Here is a 17,924-nt window from a genome sequence, read left to right on the forward strand (position 1 = left end):
ACGTGGACTAATGAGGGAGCGGGCTTGCTCGCGAAGGCGGCGGCCCAGTCAATACCGATATCGCCTGATACACCGTTATTCAAGCAAGCTCGCCCCCACAGGTCCAGCGTTCTCCACCCTTAAGTCCTGCGCAGGATTTCATCATTGGTCCGCGCCAAGGCATACTTGCCACCCTCCGCACGCCAGAACCAAAAACCGCCCCATGCGTATCCACGTCAGCTTCATCGACCGCGTCGGCATTACCCAGGAAGTCCTGGCGTTGCTCGGTGGGCGCAATCTCAACCTGGACGCGGTGGAAATGGTGCCGCCCAACGTCTACATCGACGCCCCGACCCTGAGCCCGCAAGTCCTCGAAGAGCTGCGCGATGCCTTGTTCAATGTACGTGGCGTGCAAGCGGTGACGGTGGTCGACATCCTCCCCGGGCAACGTCGGCATTTGCAGCTCGATGCATTGCTCGCGGCAATGACCGACCCGGTGCTGGCGCTGGACAGCGCCGGCAAGGTGTTGCTGGCCAACCCGGCGTTGATCGCCCTGTACGGTCGGGAACCGGCAGGTGAAAGCCTCGCCGACCTCTTCGCCGACGCATCACTGCTGGATGCCTTGCTGGAAAACGGCTTTCGCTTGCCGCTGCGCGAGATCACCGTCAACGGCCAGACCCTGTTGCTGGACGCCACCCCCATCACCGACGCCGGCGCCCTGCTCACGCTGTATCAACCGAACCGCATCGGCGAACGCCTCTCGGCGCTGCACCACGACCATGCCGAGGGCTTCGATGCGTTGCTGGGCGAGTCGCCGACGATTCGCACGCTCAAGGCCCGCGCCCAACGGGTCGCGGCGCTCGATGCGCCCTTGTTGATCCAGGGTGAAACCGGCACCGGCAAAGAACTGGTGGCCCGTGCCTGCCACGCCATCAGTGCCCGGCACAGCTCACCGTTCCTGGCGCTGAACTGCGCGGCATTGCCGGAGAACCTCGCCGAAAGCGAGCTGTTCGGCTACGCCCCCGGCGCGTTCACCGGCGCGCAACGGGGCGGCAAACCGGGGCTGATGGAGCTGGCCAACCAGGGCACGGTATTTCTCGATGAGATCGGCGAGATGTCGCCTTACTTGCAGGCGAAGCTGTTGCGGTTCCTCAATGACGGCAGCTTCCGCCGAGTGGGCGGTGATCGAGAGGTGAAGGTCAACGTGCGGATTCTCAGCGCGACCCATCGGGACCTGGAAAAAATGGTCAGCGAAGGTTCGTTTCGCGAAGACCTGTTCTATCGTCTCAACGTCCTGAACGTCGAAGTCCCGCCGCTACGCGAACGCGGCCAGGACATTTTGCTGCTGGCGCGCTATTTCATGCAGCAGGCCTGCGCGCAGATCCAGCGCCCGGTCTGTCGCCTGGCGCCGGGCACCTACCCGGCACTGCTGGGTAACCGCTGGCCTGGCAACGTGCGGCAACTGCAGAACGTGATCTTCCGCGCCGCAGCGATTTGCGAAAGCAGTGTGGTGGACATTGGCGACCTCGACATTGCCGGCACCTCCGTGGCGCGTCAGAGCGACAGTGAAGTCGATAGCCTTGAGCAAGCCATGGAAGAGTTCGAGAAGACGCTGCTGGAAAAACTCTACGTCAGTTATCCCTCTACTCGCCAACTGGCCAGCCGTCTGCAGACTTCCCACACCGCTATCGCCCATCGGTTGCGCAAGTACGGGATTCCCAACAAGCCGTAAGGCTGAGAATTCATTCTCATAACCCATACCCCTGTGGGAGCGAGCCTGCTCGCGAAGAGGGAGTGTCAGTCACATTGATGTGTCTGGTACTCCGCTTTCGCGAGCAGGCTCGCTCCCACAGGTTTTATGTCCAGCCTGTAAACCTCCTCAAAAGCGACCTCCACCTGTACGGAAAGCGCTACAGTGGAACGATATCGCTACACCCTCCCCTGATAGCCGCTGCGCAAGGCTTTGATCCACCTAAGCTTTTTTCTTTGCCTCCGGCTGTAGCGATTTCGCTACAGCCATAGGATGCCTTCGCCTCACAAAACTACATAACTATTTGATTTATAAAGAATAAATAACATTGGCAGCAAACTTGCTTAGTAACCACTCATAAAACAGGGCATTGCCCCAGCATTCCCCACCGCGTCCACCAGACGAGTCTGGCCCCCTTAGGAGTTTCCATGAGCGAATTGCGTTTTACTGAAGATCACGAATGGCTGCGCACCGAAGCTGACGGTAGCGTCACAGTTGGCATCACCGCTTTCGCACAGAACGCCCTGGGCGACGTGGTTTTCGTACAACTGCCTGAGCTGCAGTCCTACGACAAAGGTGCTGAAGCCGCCACCGTGGAATCGGTGAAAGCCGCCAGCGGTGTGTACATGCCACTCGACGGTGAAGTGTTGGAAGTGAACCCGGCACTCGACAGCAGCCCGGAACTGGTCAACGAAGATCCGCTGGGCGAAGGCTGGTTCTTCCGTTTCCAGCCCACCGACGCCTCGGCTGTTGCCAAATTGCTGGATCAAGACACCTACGACCGTCTGATCAAAGCCAACGCCGAAGCCTGAGGAGCGCTGACATGACTCAAGTACCTTCTGTAAATGTGACAACCGCCAACGAATTCATCGCCCGCCACATCGGCCCGCGCGCAGGCGACGAGCAAGCCATGCTCAACAGCCTCGGTTTCGACTCCCTGGAAGCCCTGAGCGCCAGCGTCATTCCGGACAGCATCAAAGGCACCAGCGTGCTCGGCATGGACGACGGTTTGAGCGAAGCCGACGCACTGGCTTTGATCAAATCCATCGCCAGCAAGAACCAGCTGTTCAAGACCTACATCGGCCAGGGCTACTACGGCACCCACACGCCGTCGCCGATCCTGCGCAACCTGCTGGAAAACCCGGCCTGGTACACCGCCTACACCCCGTACCAGCCGGAGATTTCCCAGGGCCGTCTCGAAGCGCTGCTGAACTTCCAGACCCTGATCAGCGACCTGACCGGCCTGCCGATCGCCAACGCCTCGCTGCTGGATGAAGCCACCGCCGCCGCCGAAGCCATGACCTTCTGCAAACGCCTGAGCAAGAACAAGGGCAGCCACGCGTTCTTCGCGTCGGTGCATTGCCACCCGCAAACCCTCGACGTGCTGCGCACCCGTGCCGAGCCGCTGGGCATCGACGTTGTGGTCGGCGACGAGCAGGAACTGACTGACGTGACGCCGTTCTTCGGCGCCCTGCTGCAATATCCGGCGAGCAACGGTGATGTATTCGACTACCGCGAGCTGACCGAGCGCTTCCACGCTGCCAACGCGTTGGTGGCCGTTGCCGCCGACCTGCTGGCCCTGACCCTGCTGGCCCCGCCGGGCGAATTCGGTGCCGACGTGGCCATCGGCAGTGCGCAACGCTTCGGCGTGCCGCTGGGCTTCGGTGGCCCGCACGCGGCGTACTTCTCCACCAAGGATGCGTTCAAGCGCGACATGCCGGGCCGTCTGGTCGGCGTCTCCGTGGACCGTTTCGGCAAGCCGGCCCTGCGCCTGGCGATGCAGACCCGCGAGCAGCATATCCGTCGCGAGAAAGCCACCAGCAACATCTGCACCGCCCAGGTGCTGTTGGCCAACATTGCCAGCATGTACGCCGTCTACCACGGCCCGAAAGGCCTGACGCAGATCGCCCGGCGCGTGCATCACCTGACCGCGATCCTCGCCAACGGCTTGAGCGCATTGGGCCTGACTGTCGAGCAAGCCAGCTTCTTCGACACACTGACGGTCAAGACCGGCGCGCAAACCGCTGCCTTGCACGACAAGGCTCGCGCCCAGCGCATCAACCTGCGTGTGGTAGATGGCGAGCGCCTGGGTCTGTCCCTGGATGAAACCACCAGCCAGGCCGACGTTGAAACCCTGTGGAGCGTGCTGGCCGACGGTAAGGTGCTGCCAGACTTCGCCGCCCTCGCCGCCTCGGTCGACAGCACCCTCCCGGCCGCGCTGGTTCGCCAGTCGCCGATCCTCAGCCACCCGGTGTTCAACCGTTACCACTCGGAAACCGAGCTGATGCGCTACCTGCGCAAGCTCGCCGACAAGGACCTGGCGCTGGATCGCACCATGATTCCGCTGGGTTCCTGCACCATGAAACTCAACGCCGCCAGCGAAATGATCCCGGTGACCTGGGCCGAATTCGGCGCCCTGCACCCGTTCGCCCCGGCCGAGCAAAGCGCCGGTTATCAGCAGCTGACCGATGAACTGGAAGCGATGCTCTGCGCCGCCACCGGTTATGACTCGATTTCCCTGCAACCTAACGCCGGCTCCCAAGGTGAATACGCCGGTCTGCTGGCAATTCGTGCCTACCACCAGAGCCGTGGCGAAGACCGCCGCGACATCTGCCTGATCCCGTCGTCCGCCCACGGCACCAACCCGGCTACCGCCAACATGGCTGGCATGCGCGTGGTCGTCACCGCTTGCGATGCCCGCGGCAACGTCGACATCGAAGACCTGCGCGCCAAGGCCATCGAGCACCGCGAGCATCTCGCGGCATTGATGATCACCTACCCGTCGACCCACGGCGTGTTCGAAGAAGGCATCCGTGAAATCTGCGGCATCATTCATGACAATGGCGGCCAGGTGTACATCGACGGCGCCAACATGAACGCCATGGTCGGCCTCTGCGCACCGGGCAAGTTCGGCGGCGACGTGTCGCACCTGAACCTGCACAAGACGTTCTGCATTCCCCATGGCGGTGGCGGCCCGGGCGTCGGCCCGATCGGCGTCAAGTCGCACCTGACCCCGTTCCTGCCGGGCCACGCCCAGATGGAACGCAAGGAAGGCGCGGTCTGCGCGGCACCGTTCGGCAGCGCGAGCATTCTGCCAATCACCTGGATGTACATCCGGATGATGGGTGGCGCCGGCCTCAAGCGTGCTTCGCAACTGGCGATCCTGAATGCCAACTACATTTCCCGTCGTCTCGAAGAGCATTACCCAGTGCTGTACACCGGCAGCAACGGTCTGGTGGCGCACGAATGCATCCTCGACCTGCGTCCGTTGAAAGACAGCAGCGGCATCAGCGTCGATGACGTCGCCAAGCGCCTGATCGACTTCGGCTTCCATGCCCCGACCATGTCGTTCCCGGTCGCCGGCACGCTGATGATCGAGCCGACCGAAAGCGAATCCAGGGAAGAACTGGACCGCTTCTGCGACGCCATGATCCGCATCCGCGAAGAAATCCGCGCGGTGGAAAACGGCACCCTGGACAAGGACGATAACCCGCTGAAAAACGCCCCGCACACCGCGGCGGAAATCGTCGGCGAGTGGACGCACCCGTACAGCCGTGAGCAAGCGGTATACCCGGTCGCGTCGCTGATCGAAGGTAAGTACTGGCCACCGGTCGGCCGGGTCGACAACGTGTTTGGCGATCGCAACCTGGTTTGCGCCTGCCCGTCGATCGAAAGCTACGCTTAAACGAATAAGGGGGCGGGTTCGCTCGCCCCCCTTTTCAAGTACGCCACAAAACCACTGTAGGAGCTGGCTTGCCAGCGAAGACGGCAGATCAGCCGACACAAATGTTGCCTGACACACCGCCTTCGCTGGCAAGCCAGCTCCTACAAAATCGAATTTCACTCAAGGTTGATGCTGACCCTATATAACAAGAAACCGGAGAACAACCATGGCTTTAAGCGTGTTCGACCTGTTCAAGATTGGCATCGGCCCTTCCAGCTCCCATACCGTCGGCCCGATGCGTGCCGCTGCACGTTTCGTCGAAGGCTTGCGCCGTGAAAGGCTGCTGGCCGCGACCACTTGCGTCAAAATCGAACTCTACGGCTCCCTCGGTGCCACCGGCAAAGGCCACGGCAGCGACAAGGCGGTGCTGCTCGGCCTGGAAGGCGAACACCCGGACACGGTAGACACCGAAACCGTCGCGGCTCGCCTGCAAGAAATTCGCGGCAACGGGCGCTTGAATCTGCTCGGCGAACACAGCATTGCCTTCAACGAAAAAGAACACCTGGCGATGATCCGCAAACCACTGCCGTATCACCCCAACGGCATGATCTTTCGCGCGTTCGACGCCGCTGGTCTGCAGATCCGCAGCCGCGAGTACTACTCCGTCGGGGGCGGTTTCGTCGTCGATGAAGACGCCGCCGGCGCCGACCGGATTGTCGAAGACGCAACAAAACTGACCTTCCCGTTCAAAAGCGCCAAGGACCTGCTCGGTCACTGCAGCACCTACGGCTTGTCGATCAGCCAGGTGATGCTGACCAACGAAAGTGCCTGGCGCCCGGAAGCGGAAACCCGCGCCGGCCTGCTTAACATCTGGCAAGTCATGCAGGACTGCGTCGCTGCCGGTTGCCGCAACGAAGGCATCCTGCCCGGCGGCCTCAAGGTCAAGCGCCGGGCCGCTGCGCTGCATCGGCAGTTGTGCAAAAACCCGGAATCCTCACTGCGCGATCCGCTGTCGGTGCTGGACTGGGTCAACCTGTACGCCCTGGCGGTCAACGAAGAAAACGCCAACGGCGGGCGTGTGGTCACGGCGCCCACCAACGGCGCGGCAGGGATCATCCCGGCCGTATTGCACTACTACATGCGTTTTATTCCCGGCGCGAATGACGATGGCGTCGTGCGCTTTCTGCTGACCGCCGCCGCCATCGGCATTTTGTACAAGGAAAACGCCTCGATCTCCGGCGCCGAAGTCGGCTGTCAGGGTGAAGTCGGCGTGGCGTGCTCGATGGCGGCCGGCGCCTTGTGCGAAGTGCTCGGCGGCACCGTGCAGCAAGTGGAAAACGCCGCCGAAATCGGCATGGAACACAACCTGGGCCTGACCTGCGACCCGATCGGCGGACTGGTGCAAGTGCCGTGCATCGAGCGCAATGCCATGGGTTCGGTCAAGGCCATCAATGCGGTACGCATGGCCCTGCGCGGCGACGGCCAACACTTTGTGTCCCTCGACAAGGTCATTCGCACCATGCGCCAGACCGGCGCCGACATGAAAAGCAAATACAAGGAAACCGCCCGTGGCGGTTTGGCGGTCAACATTATCGAGTGCTGATGCCCACGCGCATCCGCACACTTTTTCAGGAGCTGAATATGTCCACCGAACCATTGCTGAAAACCCCGCTGCACGCCCTGCACATCGAACTCGGCGCGCGCATGGTGCCGTTCGCCGGCTATGACATGCCGGTGCAGTATCCGCTGGGCGTGATGAAAGAACACCAGCACACCCGTGAGCAGGCCGGGCTGTTCGATGTCTCGCACATGGGCCAGATCCGCCTGACCGGCGCCAATGCCGCCAAGGCTTTGGAAACCCTGGTACCGGTGGACATCATCGACCTGCCGGTGGGCATGCAGCGTTACGCCATGTTCACCAACGAGACCGGGGGCATTCTCGACGACCTGATGGTCGCCAACCTGGGTGACGACGAACTGTTCCTGGTGGTCAACGCGGCCTGCAAGGATCAGGACCTGGCGCATCTGCAACAGCAGATCGGCGACCAGTGCACGATCGAGCCACTGTTCGAAGAGCGTGCCCTGCTCGCGCTGCAAGGCCCGGCTGCCGTCACCGTGCTCGCACGCCTGGCGCCTACCGTTGCGAAGATGACCTTCATGCAGTTTGCCCCCGTGCAACTGCTGGGCGCGGACTGCTTTGTCAGCCGTTCGGGCTACACCGGTGAAGACGGGTTCGAAATTTCCGTGCCGGCCGCCAGCGCCGAAGCCCTGGCTCGTGCCCTGCTGGCCGAACCCGAAGTGGCGGCCATCGGCCTTGGCGCCCGCGATTCCCTGCGCCTGGAAGCCGGCCTGTGCCTCTACGGCCACGACATGAACACCGAGACCTCCCCGATCGAGGCGAGCCTGCTGTGGGCGATCTCCAAGCCTCGCCGTGCCGACGGTGCGCGGGCCGGTGGTTTCCCTGGCGCTGAAAATGTATTCGCCCACCAGCAAGCCGGTGTCAGCCGCAAGCGCGTGGGTCTGCTGCCGCAGGAACGTACGCCAGTGCGCGAAGGCGCAGAGATCGTCAACGAGGCAGGCGACATTATTGGTACCGTGTGCAGCGGCGGTTTCGGTCCGACCCTGGGTGGCCCGCTGGCCATGGGTTACCTCGACCATGCTTATACCGCTCTCGATACCCCGGTATGGGCGATTGTGCGTGGGAAAAAGGTGCCTTTGCTTGTAAGCAAAATGCCATTTGTTCCACAACGCTACTACCGCGGCTGATTGACTGTTTCTATAAGTAACGCGGTTGCGTTAATAGTGCACTAATGTGTAACGCAACCGCCATAAAACAGTGCAGCTGCACTGCTCTAAGCTTCGTTTATGAACCTTGCTTATAACGATTGAAAACAACTGAACACCTCTAACGCATAAGCCAGCACTAGTTACGCCCCATGCGGGTCGACGCTAGCAAATCCGGGCCCTTCACAGGGCTTGTTTTTTCTCCCGTAGTTGGCGTAGAGTTTGTTCACTGTGTTTGCATGGGTCGCTTGGAATCGTGACCTGGGCAGTAGCCTACAAGTTAGCTACATCCCGTTCGACGTCTTCTTACTCTCCTGCAACCAGCCCCAGTACTCTTTCATGAGAAGGAGACTGTCATTAATTTTTTGCGTCAAAGGAAATAAGAAATGTCCCAACGTCAGAGCGGTACCGTCAAGTGGTTTAACGACGAGAAAGGTTTTGGTTTTATCACTCCTGAAAGCGGTCCGGATCTGTTCGTGCATTTCCGCGCCATCCAGGGCAACGGCTTCAAGAGCCTGAAAGAAGGCCAGAAAGTGACTTTCGTTGCTGTGCAAGGCCAGAAAGGCATGCAGGCTGACGAGGTACAGGCAGAAGCCTAATCTTCTGTTACGAAAAAGCCCCTGATGCTGACATCAGGGGCTTTTTTGTGCGCGTAAATCCGTAAAATGGCTTCTTTTTTCACCGAGAGCCCTGCCATGTCGAAACACCTGCTCAAACCCCAGGGCGAGTTTCCCGCCGCTGGCCTGGGGCGTCGCCTGGCAGCGATGTTCTATGATTTCCTGCTGTGTACCGCGCTGCTCATCGTCACCAGCGGCGTTTACAAGATCATTCAGATGTCGATCATCGGCGAAGACAGAATGCGCGCCCTGACCGAAGCCGGCGCGCTGGACACCGACCCATTGCTGTCGACGGTGCTGCTGTTCGTGCTGTTCGGCTTCTTCGCCAAGTTCTGGACCTGGTCCGGCCAGACCCTGGGCATGCAGGTCTGGGGCATCCGCGTGCAGAACGCCGACGGCACCTCGATCAGCCTGTGGCAGGCGCTGTTGCGCTTTGTGGTGTCGATTGCATCCTTGCTATGCGTCGGGCTGGGGTTCTTCTGGTCGCTGTTCGACAAGCGCAAGCGCAGCTGGCATGACATGTATTCCGACACCCAGCTGGTGCGCATCCCGAAGAAGGCAAAATAATTCAGCCAGACGAAAACCACTGTGGGAGCGGGCTTGCTCGCGAATGGGGCGTGTCAGACAACATCAATGTCGACTGATACATCCTCTTCGCGAGCAAGCCCGCTCCCACAGGTTTTGCAACTTGCCTGATAGACCTCAGGCGTTACCGGCCAACTTCATCCGCGCAGCCTGGGTAAAGTCGAGCATCCGCTTCAGCGGCCGAATCGCCTGGGGAATCAACGCCGGATCGACAAAGATCTCGTTCGTCCCCTCCTTCAAGCTCTTCAGCGTGCGCTCAAGGGTGTTCATCGCCATCCACGGGCAATGTGCGCAACTGCGGCACGCTGCGCCGTTACCGGCCGTTGGCGCTTCGATGAAGACCTTGTCCGGGCACAGCTGCTGCATCTTGTAGAAGATGCCGCGGTCGGTGGCGACAATGAGGGTCTTGTTCGGCAGGCTTTGCGCCGCCGCGATCAGTTGACTGGTGGAGCCCACGGCATCCGCCAGTTCGATCACCGCCGTCGGCGATTCCGGATGCACCAGGATCGCGGCATCCGGGTACAGCGCCTTCATGTCTTCGAGCTGCTTGGACTTGAACTCTTCGTGAACGATGCAGGCACCGTCCCATAGCAACATGTCCGCACCGGTCTGGCGCTGGATGTAGGTGCCCAGATGCTTGTCGGGGCCCCAGATGATGGTTTCGCCGTTATCCATCAGGCTTTCGACGATCTCCAGCGCGCAGCTGGACGTCACCACCCAGTCCGCCCGCGCCTTGACCGCCGCCGAGGTGTTGGCATACACCACCACCGTGCGTTCCGGATGCTGATCGCAGAACGCCGAGAACTCGTCCACCGGGCAACCCAGGTCCAGGGAGCAGGTGGCTTCCAGGGTCGGCATCAGCACGCGTTTTTCAGGATTGAGGATCTTGGCCGTCTCGCCCATGAACTTCACACCAGCGACCACCACAGTCTTGGCGGGATGAGCATTGCCGAAGCGGGCCATCTCCAGCGAGTCGGAGACGCAACCACCGGTTTCTTCGGCCAGGGCCTGAATCACCGGATCGCAATAGAAATGCGCAACCAGCACCGCGTCCTGAGCCTTGAGCTCGGCAGCAATGGCAGTGCGATAGTAGGCCTCTTCCTCGGCCGTCAGCGGCTTGGGCTGCTTGGCGTCGAGGTGGGCTTGAACCAAAAGGCGTTCGGAAATCTGCGTCATGTTCGCAAGACCTGCAGGCGCTTTCGCGCGAAAGTCGAGTATACACCCGGCTCCGGACCCTTCAGGGTACCGCCGGGAGAGTGAGTGTCATCAGGCATGGACAACGTAGAAGCTGCGCAAGGCTACAGAATATCCCGTGGATGCAAAAGATGATTCTGATATGTGTTACACGGTGCAGCCCGGCCCGAGCCGAACTCAAATCGCGGGCAAAAAAAAATCCGGAAATCCTCACTTGCGTGGGCCTTCCAGACTTTTAAAACTGCTACAAAAATGGTGGGTCGTGTGGGATTCGAACCTACGACCAATTGGTTAAAAGCCAACTGCTCTACCAACTGAGCTAACGACCCGCTGTGTGGTGGCGCGTATAATACTGATTTTTAAGGACTATTCAACACCTAATTTGAAATAAATCAAAAATAAGGTGTTGGGTCACTGATTCCGGCTGCCGCGAAGCCTTCTGCACGCAGGCGGCAGCTGTCGCATTTACCGCATGCACGGCCGTTATCGTCGGCCTGATAGCAGGAAACGGTCAGGCCGTAGTCGACGCCCAGCTTCACGCCAGCCTGGACGATCTGTGCCTTGCTCAGGTTCTGCAGGGGCGCCTGGATACGGAAACCGTTTCCTTCTACACCGGCCTTGGTCGCCAGATTGGCCATGCGCTCGAAGGACTCGATGAACTCGGGGCGACAGTCCGGGTAGCCGGAGTAATCCACGGCGTTCACACCGATAAAGATGTCACGCGCGCCCAGCACTTCGGCCCAGCCTAGCGCCAAGGATAGAAACACCGTGTTGCGCGCCGGCACGTACGTTACCGGGATGCCCTCGCCCGCCACTTCCGGCACGTCGATGCTGCTGTCGGTCAGCGCAGAACCGCCAATACCGTTCAGGTTCAGGCCGATCACCTTGTGTTCGACCACACCCAGGTCGCGAGCGACACGTTCGGCGGCGTACAGTTCGGCATTGGACCGCTGACCGTAGTCGAAGCTCATGGTGTAGCAGCTATAACCTTCAGCACGAGCCATTGCCACGACAGTAGCCGAGTCCAGGCCGCCGGACAGCAGGATGACCGCACGTTTTTCCGTAGTGTTCAGTTGCTCAGTCATTTCAGCGCCCCGGCTCGTCATTCCAAAGATATTTATGCAGCTGCAATTGCAGGCGCACTGGCAGGTTGTCCGCCACCACCCAGTCCGCCAGGTCCCTGGCGTTCAGGTCATGATGGCTTGGCGAGAACAGCACTTCGCCGGCGCGCTGATCCAGACCGTACTGAATCAGCTTGGACACGGCCCAGTCATAGTCTTCCCGCGAGCAGATGACAAACTTCACCTGATCGTTGCGTGTGAGCAGTTCGATATTCTCGTAACGGTTGCGGTGTGCCTCTTTCGAACCCGGGGTTTTCAGATCGACGACGCGACTGACCCGTGGATCGACTGCCGAGATATCCAGGGCGCCGCTGGTTTCCAGCGACACCTCGTAACCGGCGTCACACAACTGCTTGAGCAAGGGGATGGCATTGGGCTGTGCCAACGGTTCGCCACCGGTGACACACACATAACGTGGACGATAACCGGCCACTTGCTCGAGGATGTCATCGAGCGGGCGAACGGTGCCGCCCGTGAACGCGTAGGCGCTGTCGCAGTATTGGCAACGCAATGGACAACCGGTCAGCCGCACAAAAACAGTGGGCAGCCCGGCGGTCCGCGTTTCACCCTGCAACGAGTAAAAAACTTCGGTGATTCTCAATGTGTCTTGCATAGTCGCCACGGGCATGACAGCTAAACAGGCTGTCCGCCTCCGTCAGGCACTTCAAGGAACCCCGCCAACGCGCAGATCCCCAAAAGCGTGTTTCATAAAAAGGGCGTGAATTCTAACGAAAAAACCCGCGACAAGCGCGGGTTTCTTCGAAACAGGTCAAGCAGCCTTACATTTTCTGCAGGTCGCGCTGGGCCAGCTGAGCGGCGGAAGTGCCCGGATATTGGGACACAACCTGTTGCAGAATGCCTTTGACCTTGTCGGGATGACCAAGGCGACGTTCTACATCAGCGAGCTTGTACAGCGAATCAGGCACTTTGTTGTGCTTGGGGTACAACTGCGAAACCTTGGCAAATGCCTGGCCTGCGCCTTGCAGATCACCTTTGGCCAGGTTCACTTCGCCCAACCAGTACTGGGCGTTGCCCGCGTATTGGCTGTTCGGGTATTTGCGCAGGAATGCGGCGAAAGCCTGGCTGGCCTTGTCGAAATCCTTGGCCTTGATCAGGTCGAAGGCTGCATCGTAGTACAGTTTTTCCTTCGCCGGATCCGCCGGTTCGCTGCCCGCGGCTGGCGCTTGAGCAGCCGCTCCCGCACCTGCGCCGGCTGCCGCACCGGGGGCGTTCAAATCGCCACCGGGGGAAGAATTATCAGGAGTCGCGGCTGGTGCAACGCCGGATCCTATGCGCCGATCAAGATCCTGATATCGCTCCAGGCTTTCTTGCTTCATGCGCGCTACATCATTTTGCAGAACTTCGATGATGCCTTGTTGGCGCGAGATCTGCTCCTGCATCGATTGCAGTTGGTTGAACAGCTCGCCCTGTGCCGAGACAGGGGCCGAAACCCCTCCCCCGGCATAGGCGCCGTTCGTACCGTAACCTGCAGGCGGATAACTGCTCCCGCTATTGTTATAGCCGGAGTTGTCCTCGACCACAGGAACCGCAGCCCACACCGCAAGGGGCGCGAGGCTGAGAGCCAAAACAGTTACAGCACGACGGCACGTTCGCATGGCGAATTACTTACGCAGTTCGACGCGACGGTTTTGAGCCCAGGACTGCTCGTCGTTGCCGGTAGCAACTGGACGCTCTTCGCCGTAGGAAACCAGTTCCAGCTGAGCTGGGGAAACGCCTTGCAGTACCAGGTAACGCTGAACGGCTTTCGCACGACGCTCGCCCAGTGCCATGTTGTACTCACGAGTACCACGTTCGTCGGTGTTGCCTTCCAGAACAACGCGAGCGCCGTTTGCTTTCAGGTCTTTGGCGTGAACGTCCAGAGCGCGCATGGCTTCTGGCTTCAGGTCCGAACTGTCGTATTCGAAGTAGAAAGTGGTGATGGCGCGCAGAGCAGCTTCTTCGCTCAGGGAACCATCAACGGCACCGGTGTTGGCGCCATAACCAGCGTTTGGATCAACAGCCACTGCGCCTTCACCGGCATTGTCGCCGCCTTTGGACGAGCAACCAACGGCTACGGACAAAGCCAGAGCCAGAGCAGCAAACTTACCAAACTTCAGCATTTCCATCGTGAAACTCCTAATGAACCCCAATGTGTTAAGTACAACGTGTAGCGCCGCGTCAGTTCAGGTAAGGGGACCAGGACGGTTCTCTGACTTCGCCTTGTGCGGTAGGAAGCGGGAGCCTCACGCGCCCATTAATGGACACGAGCATCAAGACTCCCCGGCCCTGCTGGCGGGTGGCGTAGATTACCATGGTGCCGTTGGGCGCGACAGTAGGCGACTCGTCCAGAGTGCTATCAGTGAGTATCTTTACACTGCCACGTTGCAAATCCTGGGCCGCCACCTTGAAATTGGTGAAACCTTCTTGGCGATGGATCATGACCAGGGTCTTTTCGTCAGCCGACAGTTTAGGGTTGGCGTTGTAGTTACCGATGAAAGTCACACGCTCCGCACCACCGCCACCAGCGCTGGTCTTGTAGATCTGTGGCTTGCCGCCACGGTCGGAGGTGAAGTAGATGGTCGAACCATCCTTGCCCCAGAACGGTTCGGTGTTGATGCCGGGACCGTTGGTGACACGGGTGATCTGGCGCGACCCCAGGTTCATCACGTAGATGTCCGGGTTACCGTCCTTGGACAGCACGAACGCCAGGCGATTGCCATCCGGCGACCAGGCTGGTGCGCCATTCAGGCCTTCGAAATTGGTGATCTGCTCACGGCGACCGGTGTCGATGTTCTGCATGAAAATGCGCGGACGCTTCTGTTCGAACGAGACATAGGCGATGCGCTTGCCATCCGGTGCGAAACGCGGCGACAGGATCGGCTCGCGCGATTGCAGCAGGGTCACGGCGCGCGCACCGTCATAGTCCGAACGCTGCAGCGTGTAGCGCGTGTTCTTCTCGGAGAAGCGTTCGGCGGTCACGTACAGCAGACGCGTCGAGAACGCACCCTTGATACCGGTGAGTTTTTCGAACGACTGGTCGGCAATGTAGTGCGACATGTCGCGCAGCTGATCGACGCTGCCCGAGACGCTGCCGGTCAGCACTTGCTGCTCGGTGGCGACGTTGAACAGTGCGTATTGAACCTGCAGGCGACCGCCCGCCGGTGCAACGCTGCCGACCATGACGTACTGGGCGCCCAGCGCCTTGAAGTCACGGAAGATGATTTCGCTGGCCTGGCTCGGCTGGCTGATCATGTTCTGCTTTGGAATCGGCGAGTAGTAACCCGAGTTACGCAGGTCGTTACCGATGATTTCGGCCATGTCGTCCGGCAGCACGCTGCCGCCCTGGTTGCCGAATGGAACGACGGCGATCGGAGTGGCCCGATCGCTGCCGCTGGTGACCAGAATGTTTTTTTCATCTGCTGTCGCCATACCTGCCAGGCAGCAGATAACGACAAGCATTCCTCGAAGAAGGTTTCTCACAAGGCTAGATCCTCAGGTGTGAATGTCATCTTGAATGAACGATAGGGAGCGAAATCGCTCGGTTTCATTCCCTGCATTTCTGTCAAACGTCCAATATTCTTGACCGCTGCTACCGCCGAAGCGTCGAACGGACCATCGCCGCTGGACCTGGCCACGCTGACCGTAGCCAAGGTACCGTCCGGCAACATGCCGATTTGCAACACGACCGTCATGCCTTTGCGTGCCGAAGGTGGACGAGCCCAGCCTTCTGCTGCGCGAGCACGAATCAGGTCATCGAAACTGCCGGCGACTTCGTCACCCTGCTCATCCGCCAAGGCCTGCTGACGCTGCGGCGTGTCGGAAAGCAAATCTGCCAGGGCCTGGGCCTTTTTGTCTTCGGCGGATTTACGTGCCGCTTCCTGCGATTTCTTCTTCGCAGCATCGGCAGCAGCTTTCTTCTTCGCGTCTTCGGCGACTTTCTTCTTCGCCTCTTCAGCTTCAGACTTTTTCTTGGCGTCTTCCGCGGCTTTCTTCTTCGCGTCTTCGACGATCTTTTTCTTCGCTTCTTCAGCAGCCGCTTTCTTGGCTTCTTCAGCGGCCGCTTTCTTGGCCTCTTCTTCAGCTGCTTTCTTGGCTTCTTCTTCAGACTTCTTCTTGGCTATATCAGCCAATTGTTTCTCTTCGGCCTTTTTGGCTTCGGCGGTCTTCTTCGCTTCATCGGCTTTCTTGGCTTCATCGGCCTTTTTGGCTTCATCAGCCTTTTTCGACTCTTCCGCTTTCTTCGTCTCGTCGGCCTTCTTGGATTCTTCGGCTTTTTGAGCGGCGTCTTCCTTCTTTTGTTCCGCGGCCTTGATCGCTTCCTGTTCGATCTTCTTCTGTTCCATCTGTTCGACTTCGGTCTGGCGCGCGGCGGATTTCTTCGCCTCACCCGCAATCTTCTGATTGGTCTGGGTAGTCGCCTGACTTTTCGATTTCAGCTGGTACAGGGTCGCCTGGACAATCGGCTTGGCCGGCGGCAGTTCCGGCGTGAAGGCGAAACTGACGAACAGCATGCCAAAAACCAGCACGTGCAAGACCAGCGCCCAGACACTAGGCCAGAAATAGCTTTCCGAGGCGGACGGCTCTCGCATTTGCTGCATCAGGGTGCCTCGGTAATCAAGCCAACATTACCGACCCCGGCTTTCTGCAGCCCGCCCATGGCCCCCATGACGGCACCGTAATCGACGGTCTTGTCGCCACGAATGAACACCTGGGTTCGCTTGCCGTTACTGTTGCCGGCGCTGATGATCTTGGTCACCGCGCTGGTCATCTGCGGCAAGGTCATGGCCTTGTCCTGCTGCTTTTCGGTGTCGACTTCGCTGCCAAGGTTCCAGTAATAGGTCTTGTCAGCCTTGATCGAAATGGTCAGGACCTGGGTGTTGTTGTCTTGCGGCAAGGCTTCGCTGGAAACCTTGGGCAGATCAACTTTCACGCCCTGATTAAGCATCGGCGCGGTCACCATGAAGATGACCAGCAGTACCAGCATCACGTCGATGTAAGGCACCACGTTCATCTCGGCGACCGGCTTGCGCTTTTTGCGAGCTCGAGCGATTAAAGCCATTGGAAATTACCTGCTTATTCTTCGCTGGTGTGCACTTTGCGGTGCAGGATCGCCTGGAATTCATCGGCGAAGGTGTAGTAACGGCCCAGCAGGGTTTCGCTGCGGGCAGCAAAACGGTTGTAAGCGATAACGGCCGGGATCGCGGCGAACAGGCCGATCGCGGTGGCGATCAGTGCTTCGGCAATGCCCGGAGCCACAGTGGCCAGGGTTGCTTGCTGGGCAGTTGCCAGGCCACGGAAGGAGTTCATGATGCCCCAGACCGTACCGAACAGACCGATGTACGGGCTGACGGAACCGACGGTGGCGAGGAACGGCAGGCTCTGCTCGAGCTTTTCTTCTTCACGGGAAATGGCAACGCGCATGGCGCGGGCCACGCCTTCCATGACCGCTTCCGGATCAACGCCAGCCTGTTGGCGCAGACGGGAGAATTCCTTGAAGCCGGCGCGGAAGATCTGCTCGACGCCCGAATCCGGGTCAGGGTTGCTGCCCGCCTGGCGGTAGAGTTTGGACAAGTCGATGCCCGACCAGAAACGCTCCTCGAAGCTCTCCAGGGCACGTCGACCGGCGCGCAGCAAGTTGCTGCGCTGAAAGATCATGATCCATGAGGTCACCGATGCGGCTACCAGGATCAGCATTACCAGTTGCACCACGATACTGGCATTGCTGACCAGGCTCCACATGGAGGAATGGTCGACGACGTTAGCTTCCACGCTTTATCTCCTGCTTTGAGTGTGTACCCGCGCCGCTCACGTCGGCAAAGGCCGTACGTAGAGCTTCGGGAATGGCCCGGGGTTTTAAACTGTCAGTGCGCACACAGGCCACCAGAAACTGCCCTTCGCAGAGCAGCACGTTATCCGTAGCCCGCCTGACCTGCTGCTTGAAGCGCAGGCTGGCACGGTTCAATTCGATTACCTCGGCGCTTACCAGCAGTTCGTCGTCCAGTCGCGCCGGCGCGTGGTAACGCGCTTCGCTGGAATGCACGACAAACAACAGGTCCTCACCTGCCAGCGCCGACTGGGCAAAGCCCAGCTCCCGGAGCCGCTCGGTTCGAGCCCGTTCCATAAACTTGAGGTAATTGACGTAATACACGATGCCGCCCGCATCGGTGTCCTCGTAATAAACGCGACAACGAAATGCGAAAGGCTCAAGCCCGTTTTGCGCGCGCATACTC

At 59.7% G+C, this 17,924-nt stretch carries 17 protein-coding genes and 1 tRNA gene; 7 read left to right on the forward strand and 11 right to left on the reverse strand.

Translation table 11 applies throughout. The features are described 5' to 3' along the window. The first annotated feature begins 202 nt into the window (after positions 1-202). The 7 genes from F8N96_RS12860 to F8N96_RS12890 all read left to right on the forward strand — a co-directional run bounded on the left by F8N96_RS12860 (position 203) and on the right by F8N96_RS12890 (position 9,361). On the forward strand, positions 203-1,711 hold the full coding sequence (locus tag F8N96_RS12860; RefSeq protein ID WP_150798128.1) for a sigma-54-dependent transcriptional regulator: 1,509 nt from the start codon (positions 203-205) through the stop codon (positions 1,709-1,711). Positions 1,712-2,157: 446 nt separating this feature from the next. Continuing rightward, the gene (gcvH, locus tag F8N96_RS12865; protein WP_150798129.1) at positions 2,158-2,541 is read left to right on the forward strand and encodes a glycine cleavage system protein GcvH; all 384 of its coding nucleotides are present in this window, start codon (positions 2,158-2,160) and stop codon (positions 2,539-2,541) included. An 11-nt stretch (positions 2,542-2,552) separates the two neighbouring features. Further along, positions 2,553-5,414, forward strand: a complete 2,862-nt coding sequence (gcvP, locus tag F8N96_RS12870; RefSeq protein ID WP_150798130.1) for an aminomethyl-transferring glycine dehydrogenase — start codon at positions 2,553-2,555, stop codon at positions 5,412-5,414. A 205-nt stretch (positions 5,415-5,619) separates the two neighbouring features. Further along, on the forward strand, positions 5,620-6,996 hold the full coding sequence (locus F8N96_RS12875) for an L-serine ammonia-lyase (protein ID WP_150798131.1): 1,377 nt from the start codon (positions 5,620-5,622) through the stop codon (positions 6,994-6,996). 38 nt (positions 6,997-7,034) lie between these two features. Next, complete coding sequence (gene gcvT, locus F8N96_RS12880) at positions 7,035-8,159, forward strand: glycine cleavage system aminomethyltransferase GcvT (RefSeq protein ID WP_150798132.1); 1,125 nt, start codon at positions 7,035-7,037, stop codon at positions 8,157-8,159. A gap of 404 nt (positions 8,160-8,563) precedes the next feature. After that, positions 8,564-8,776 (forward strand): cold-shock protein, encoded by a 213-nt coding sequence (locus tag F8N96_RS12885; protein WP_003175786.1) that lies wholly within the window; start codon positions 8,564-8,566, stop codon positions 8,774-8,776. A gap of 96 nt (positions 8,777-8,872) precedes the next feature. Continuing rightward, positions 8,873-9,361, forward strand: a complete 489-nt coding sequence (locus F8N96_RS12890; protein WP_150798133.1) for an RDD family protein — start codon at positions 8,873-8,875, stop codon at positions 9,359-9,361. A 135-nt stretch (positions 9,362-9,496) separates the two neighbouring features. Here the strand turns inward: F8N96_RS12890 and nadA are convergent, their stop codons facing one another. The 11 genes from nadA to ybgC form a co-directional block, all read right to left on the reverse strand. Next, positions 9,497-10,555, reverse strand: a complete 1,059-nt coding sequence (gene nadA, locus F8N96_RS12900) for a quinolinate synthase NadA (protein WP_138968921.1) — start codon at positions 10,553-10,555, stop codon at positions 9,497-9,499. 271 nt (positions 10,556-10,826) lie between these two features. Further along, positions 10,827-10,902 (reverse strand) — tRNA-Lys (locus tag F8N96_RS12905). 63 nt (positions 10,903-10,965) lie between these two features. Then, complete coding sequence (gene queC, locus F8N96_RS12910) at positions 10,966-11,658, reverse strand: 7-cyano-7-deazaguanine synthase QueC (RefSeq protein WP_150798134.1); 693 nt, start codon at positions 11,656-11,658, stop codon at positions 10,966-10,968. 1 nt (position 11,659) lies between these two features. Beyond that, complete coding sequence (gene queE / locus F8N96_RS12915) at positions 11,660-12,307, reverse strand: 7-carboxy-7-deazaguanine synthase QueE (protein ID WP_150798135.1); 648 nt, start codon at positions 12,305-12,307, stop codon at positions 11,660-11,662. A 166-nt stretch (positions 12,308-12,473) separates the two neighbouring features. Beyond that, positions 12,474-13,310, reverse strand: a complete 837-nt coding sequence (gene ybgF, locus F8N96_RS12920; protein WP_150798136.1) for a tol-pal system protein YbgF — start codon at positions 13,308-13,310, stop codon at positions 12,474-12,476. Between the two features lie 6 nt (positions 13,311-13,316). Continuing rightward, a complete protein-coding gene (gene pal, locus F8N96_RS12925) occupies positions 13,317-13,820 on the reverse strand; it encodes a peptidoglycan-associated lipoprotein Pal (protein ID WP_064679382.1) in 504 nt (167 codons plus the stop codon). 52 nt (positions 13,821-13,872) lie between these two features. Next, complete coding sequence (tolB, locus tag F8N96_RS12930) at positions 13,873-15,123, reverse strand: Tol-Pal system beta propeller repeat protein TolB (protein WP_371916822.1); 1,251 nt, start codon at positions 15,121-15,123, stop codon at positions 13,873-13,875. A 47-nt stretch (positions 15,124-15,170) separates the two neighbouring features. Next, positions 15,171-16,292, reverse strand: coding sequence for a cell envelope integrity protein TolA (gene tolA, locus F8N96_RS12935; RefSeq protein WP_150798137.1), 1,122 nt, complete (start codon positions 16,290-16,292; stop codon positions 15,171-15,173). Beyond that, positions 16,292-16,744, reverse strand: coding sequence for a protein TolR (tolR, locus tag F8N96_RS12940; protein ID WP_162493657.1), 453 nt, complete (start codon positions 16,742-16,744; stop codon positions 16,292-16,294). Before tolR ends, tolA begins: the two co-directional genes overlap by 1 nt. A gap of 23 nt (positions 16,745-16,767) precedes the next feature. Continuing rightward, positions 16,768-17,463 (reverse strand): protein TolQ, encoded by a 696-nt coding sequence (gene tolQ, locus F8N96_RS12945; RefSeq protein WP_052964284.1) that lies wholly within the window; start codon positions 17,461-17,463, stop codon positions 16,768-16,770. After that, a complete protein-coding gene (gene ybgC, locus F8N96_RS12950) occupies positions 17,453-17,920 on the reverse strand; it encodes a tol-pal system-associated acyl-CoA thioesterase (protein ID WP_150763667.1) in 468 nt (155 codons plus the stop codon). Before ybgC ends, tolQ begins: the two co-directional genes overlap by 11 nt. Between the last annotated feature and the right edge of the window lie 4 nt (positions 17,921-17,924).

The sequence above is a fragment of the Pseudomonas fluorescens genome, from assembly GCF_902497855.1.
GTDB lineage: Bacteria > Pseudomonadota > Gammaproteobacteria > Pseudomonadales > Pseudomonadaceae > Aquipseudomonas > Aquipseudomonas fluorescens_BI.

Coding starts and splice junctions, on each gene's coding strand:
- F8N96_RS12860 (WP_150798128.1), top strand. CDS start 203: ATGCGTATCCACGTCAGCTTCATCGACCGCGTCGGCATTACCCAGGAA.
- gcvH (WP_150798129.1), top strand. CDS start 2,158: ATGAGCGAATTGCGTTTTACTGAAGATCACGAATGGCTGCGCACCGAA.
- gcvP (WP_150798130.1), top strand. CDS start 2,553: ATGACTCAAGTACCTTCTGTAAATGTGACAACCGCCAACGAATTCATC.
- F8N96_RS12875 (WP_150798131.1), top strand. CDS start 5,620: ATGGCTTTAAGCGTGTTCGACCTGTTCAAGATTGGCATCGGCCCTTCC.
- gcvT (WP_150798132.1), top strand. CDS start 7,035: ATGTCCACCGAACCATTGCTGAAAACCCCGCTGCACGCCCTGCACATC.
- F8N96_RS12885 (WP_003175786.1), top strand. CDS start 8,564: ATGTCCCAACGTCAGAGCGGTACCGTCAAGTGGTTTAACGACGAGAAA.
- F8N96_RS12890 (WP_150798133.1), top strand. CDS start 8,873: ATGTCGAAACACCTGCTCAAACCCCAGGGCGAGTTTCCCGCCGCTGGC.
- nadA (WP_138968921.1), bottom strand. CDS start 10,555: ATGACGCAGATTTCCGAACGCCTTTTGGTTCAAGCCCACCTCGACGCC.
- queC (WP_150798134.1), bottom strand. CDS start 11,658: ATGACTGAGCAACTGAACACTACGGAAAAACGTGCGGTCATCCTGCTG.
- queE (WP_150798135.1), bottom strand. CDS start 12,307: ATGCAAGACACATTGAGAATCACCGAAGTTTTTTACTCGTTGCAGGGT.
- ybgF (WP_150798136.1), bottom strand. CDS start 13,310: ATGCGAACGTGCCGTCGTGCTGTAACTGTTTTGGCTCTCAGCCTCGCG.
- pal (WP_064679382.1), bottom strand. CDS start 13,820: ATGGAAATGCTGAAGTTTGGTAAGTTTGCTGCTCTGGCTCTGGCTTTG.
- tolB (WP_371916822.1), bottom strand. CDS start 15,123: ATGGCGACAGCAGATGAAAAAAACATTCTGGTCACCAGCGGCAGCGAT.
- tolA (WP_150798137.1), bottom strand. CDS start 16,292: ATGCAGCAAATGCGAGAGCCGTCCGCCTCGGAAAGCTATTTCTGGCCT.
- ybgC (WP_150763667.1), bottom strand. CDS start 17,920: ATGCGCGCGCAAAACGGGCTTGAGCCTTTCGCATTTCGTTGTCGCGTT.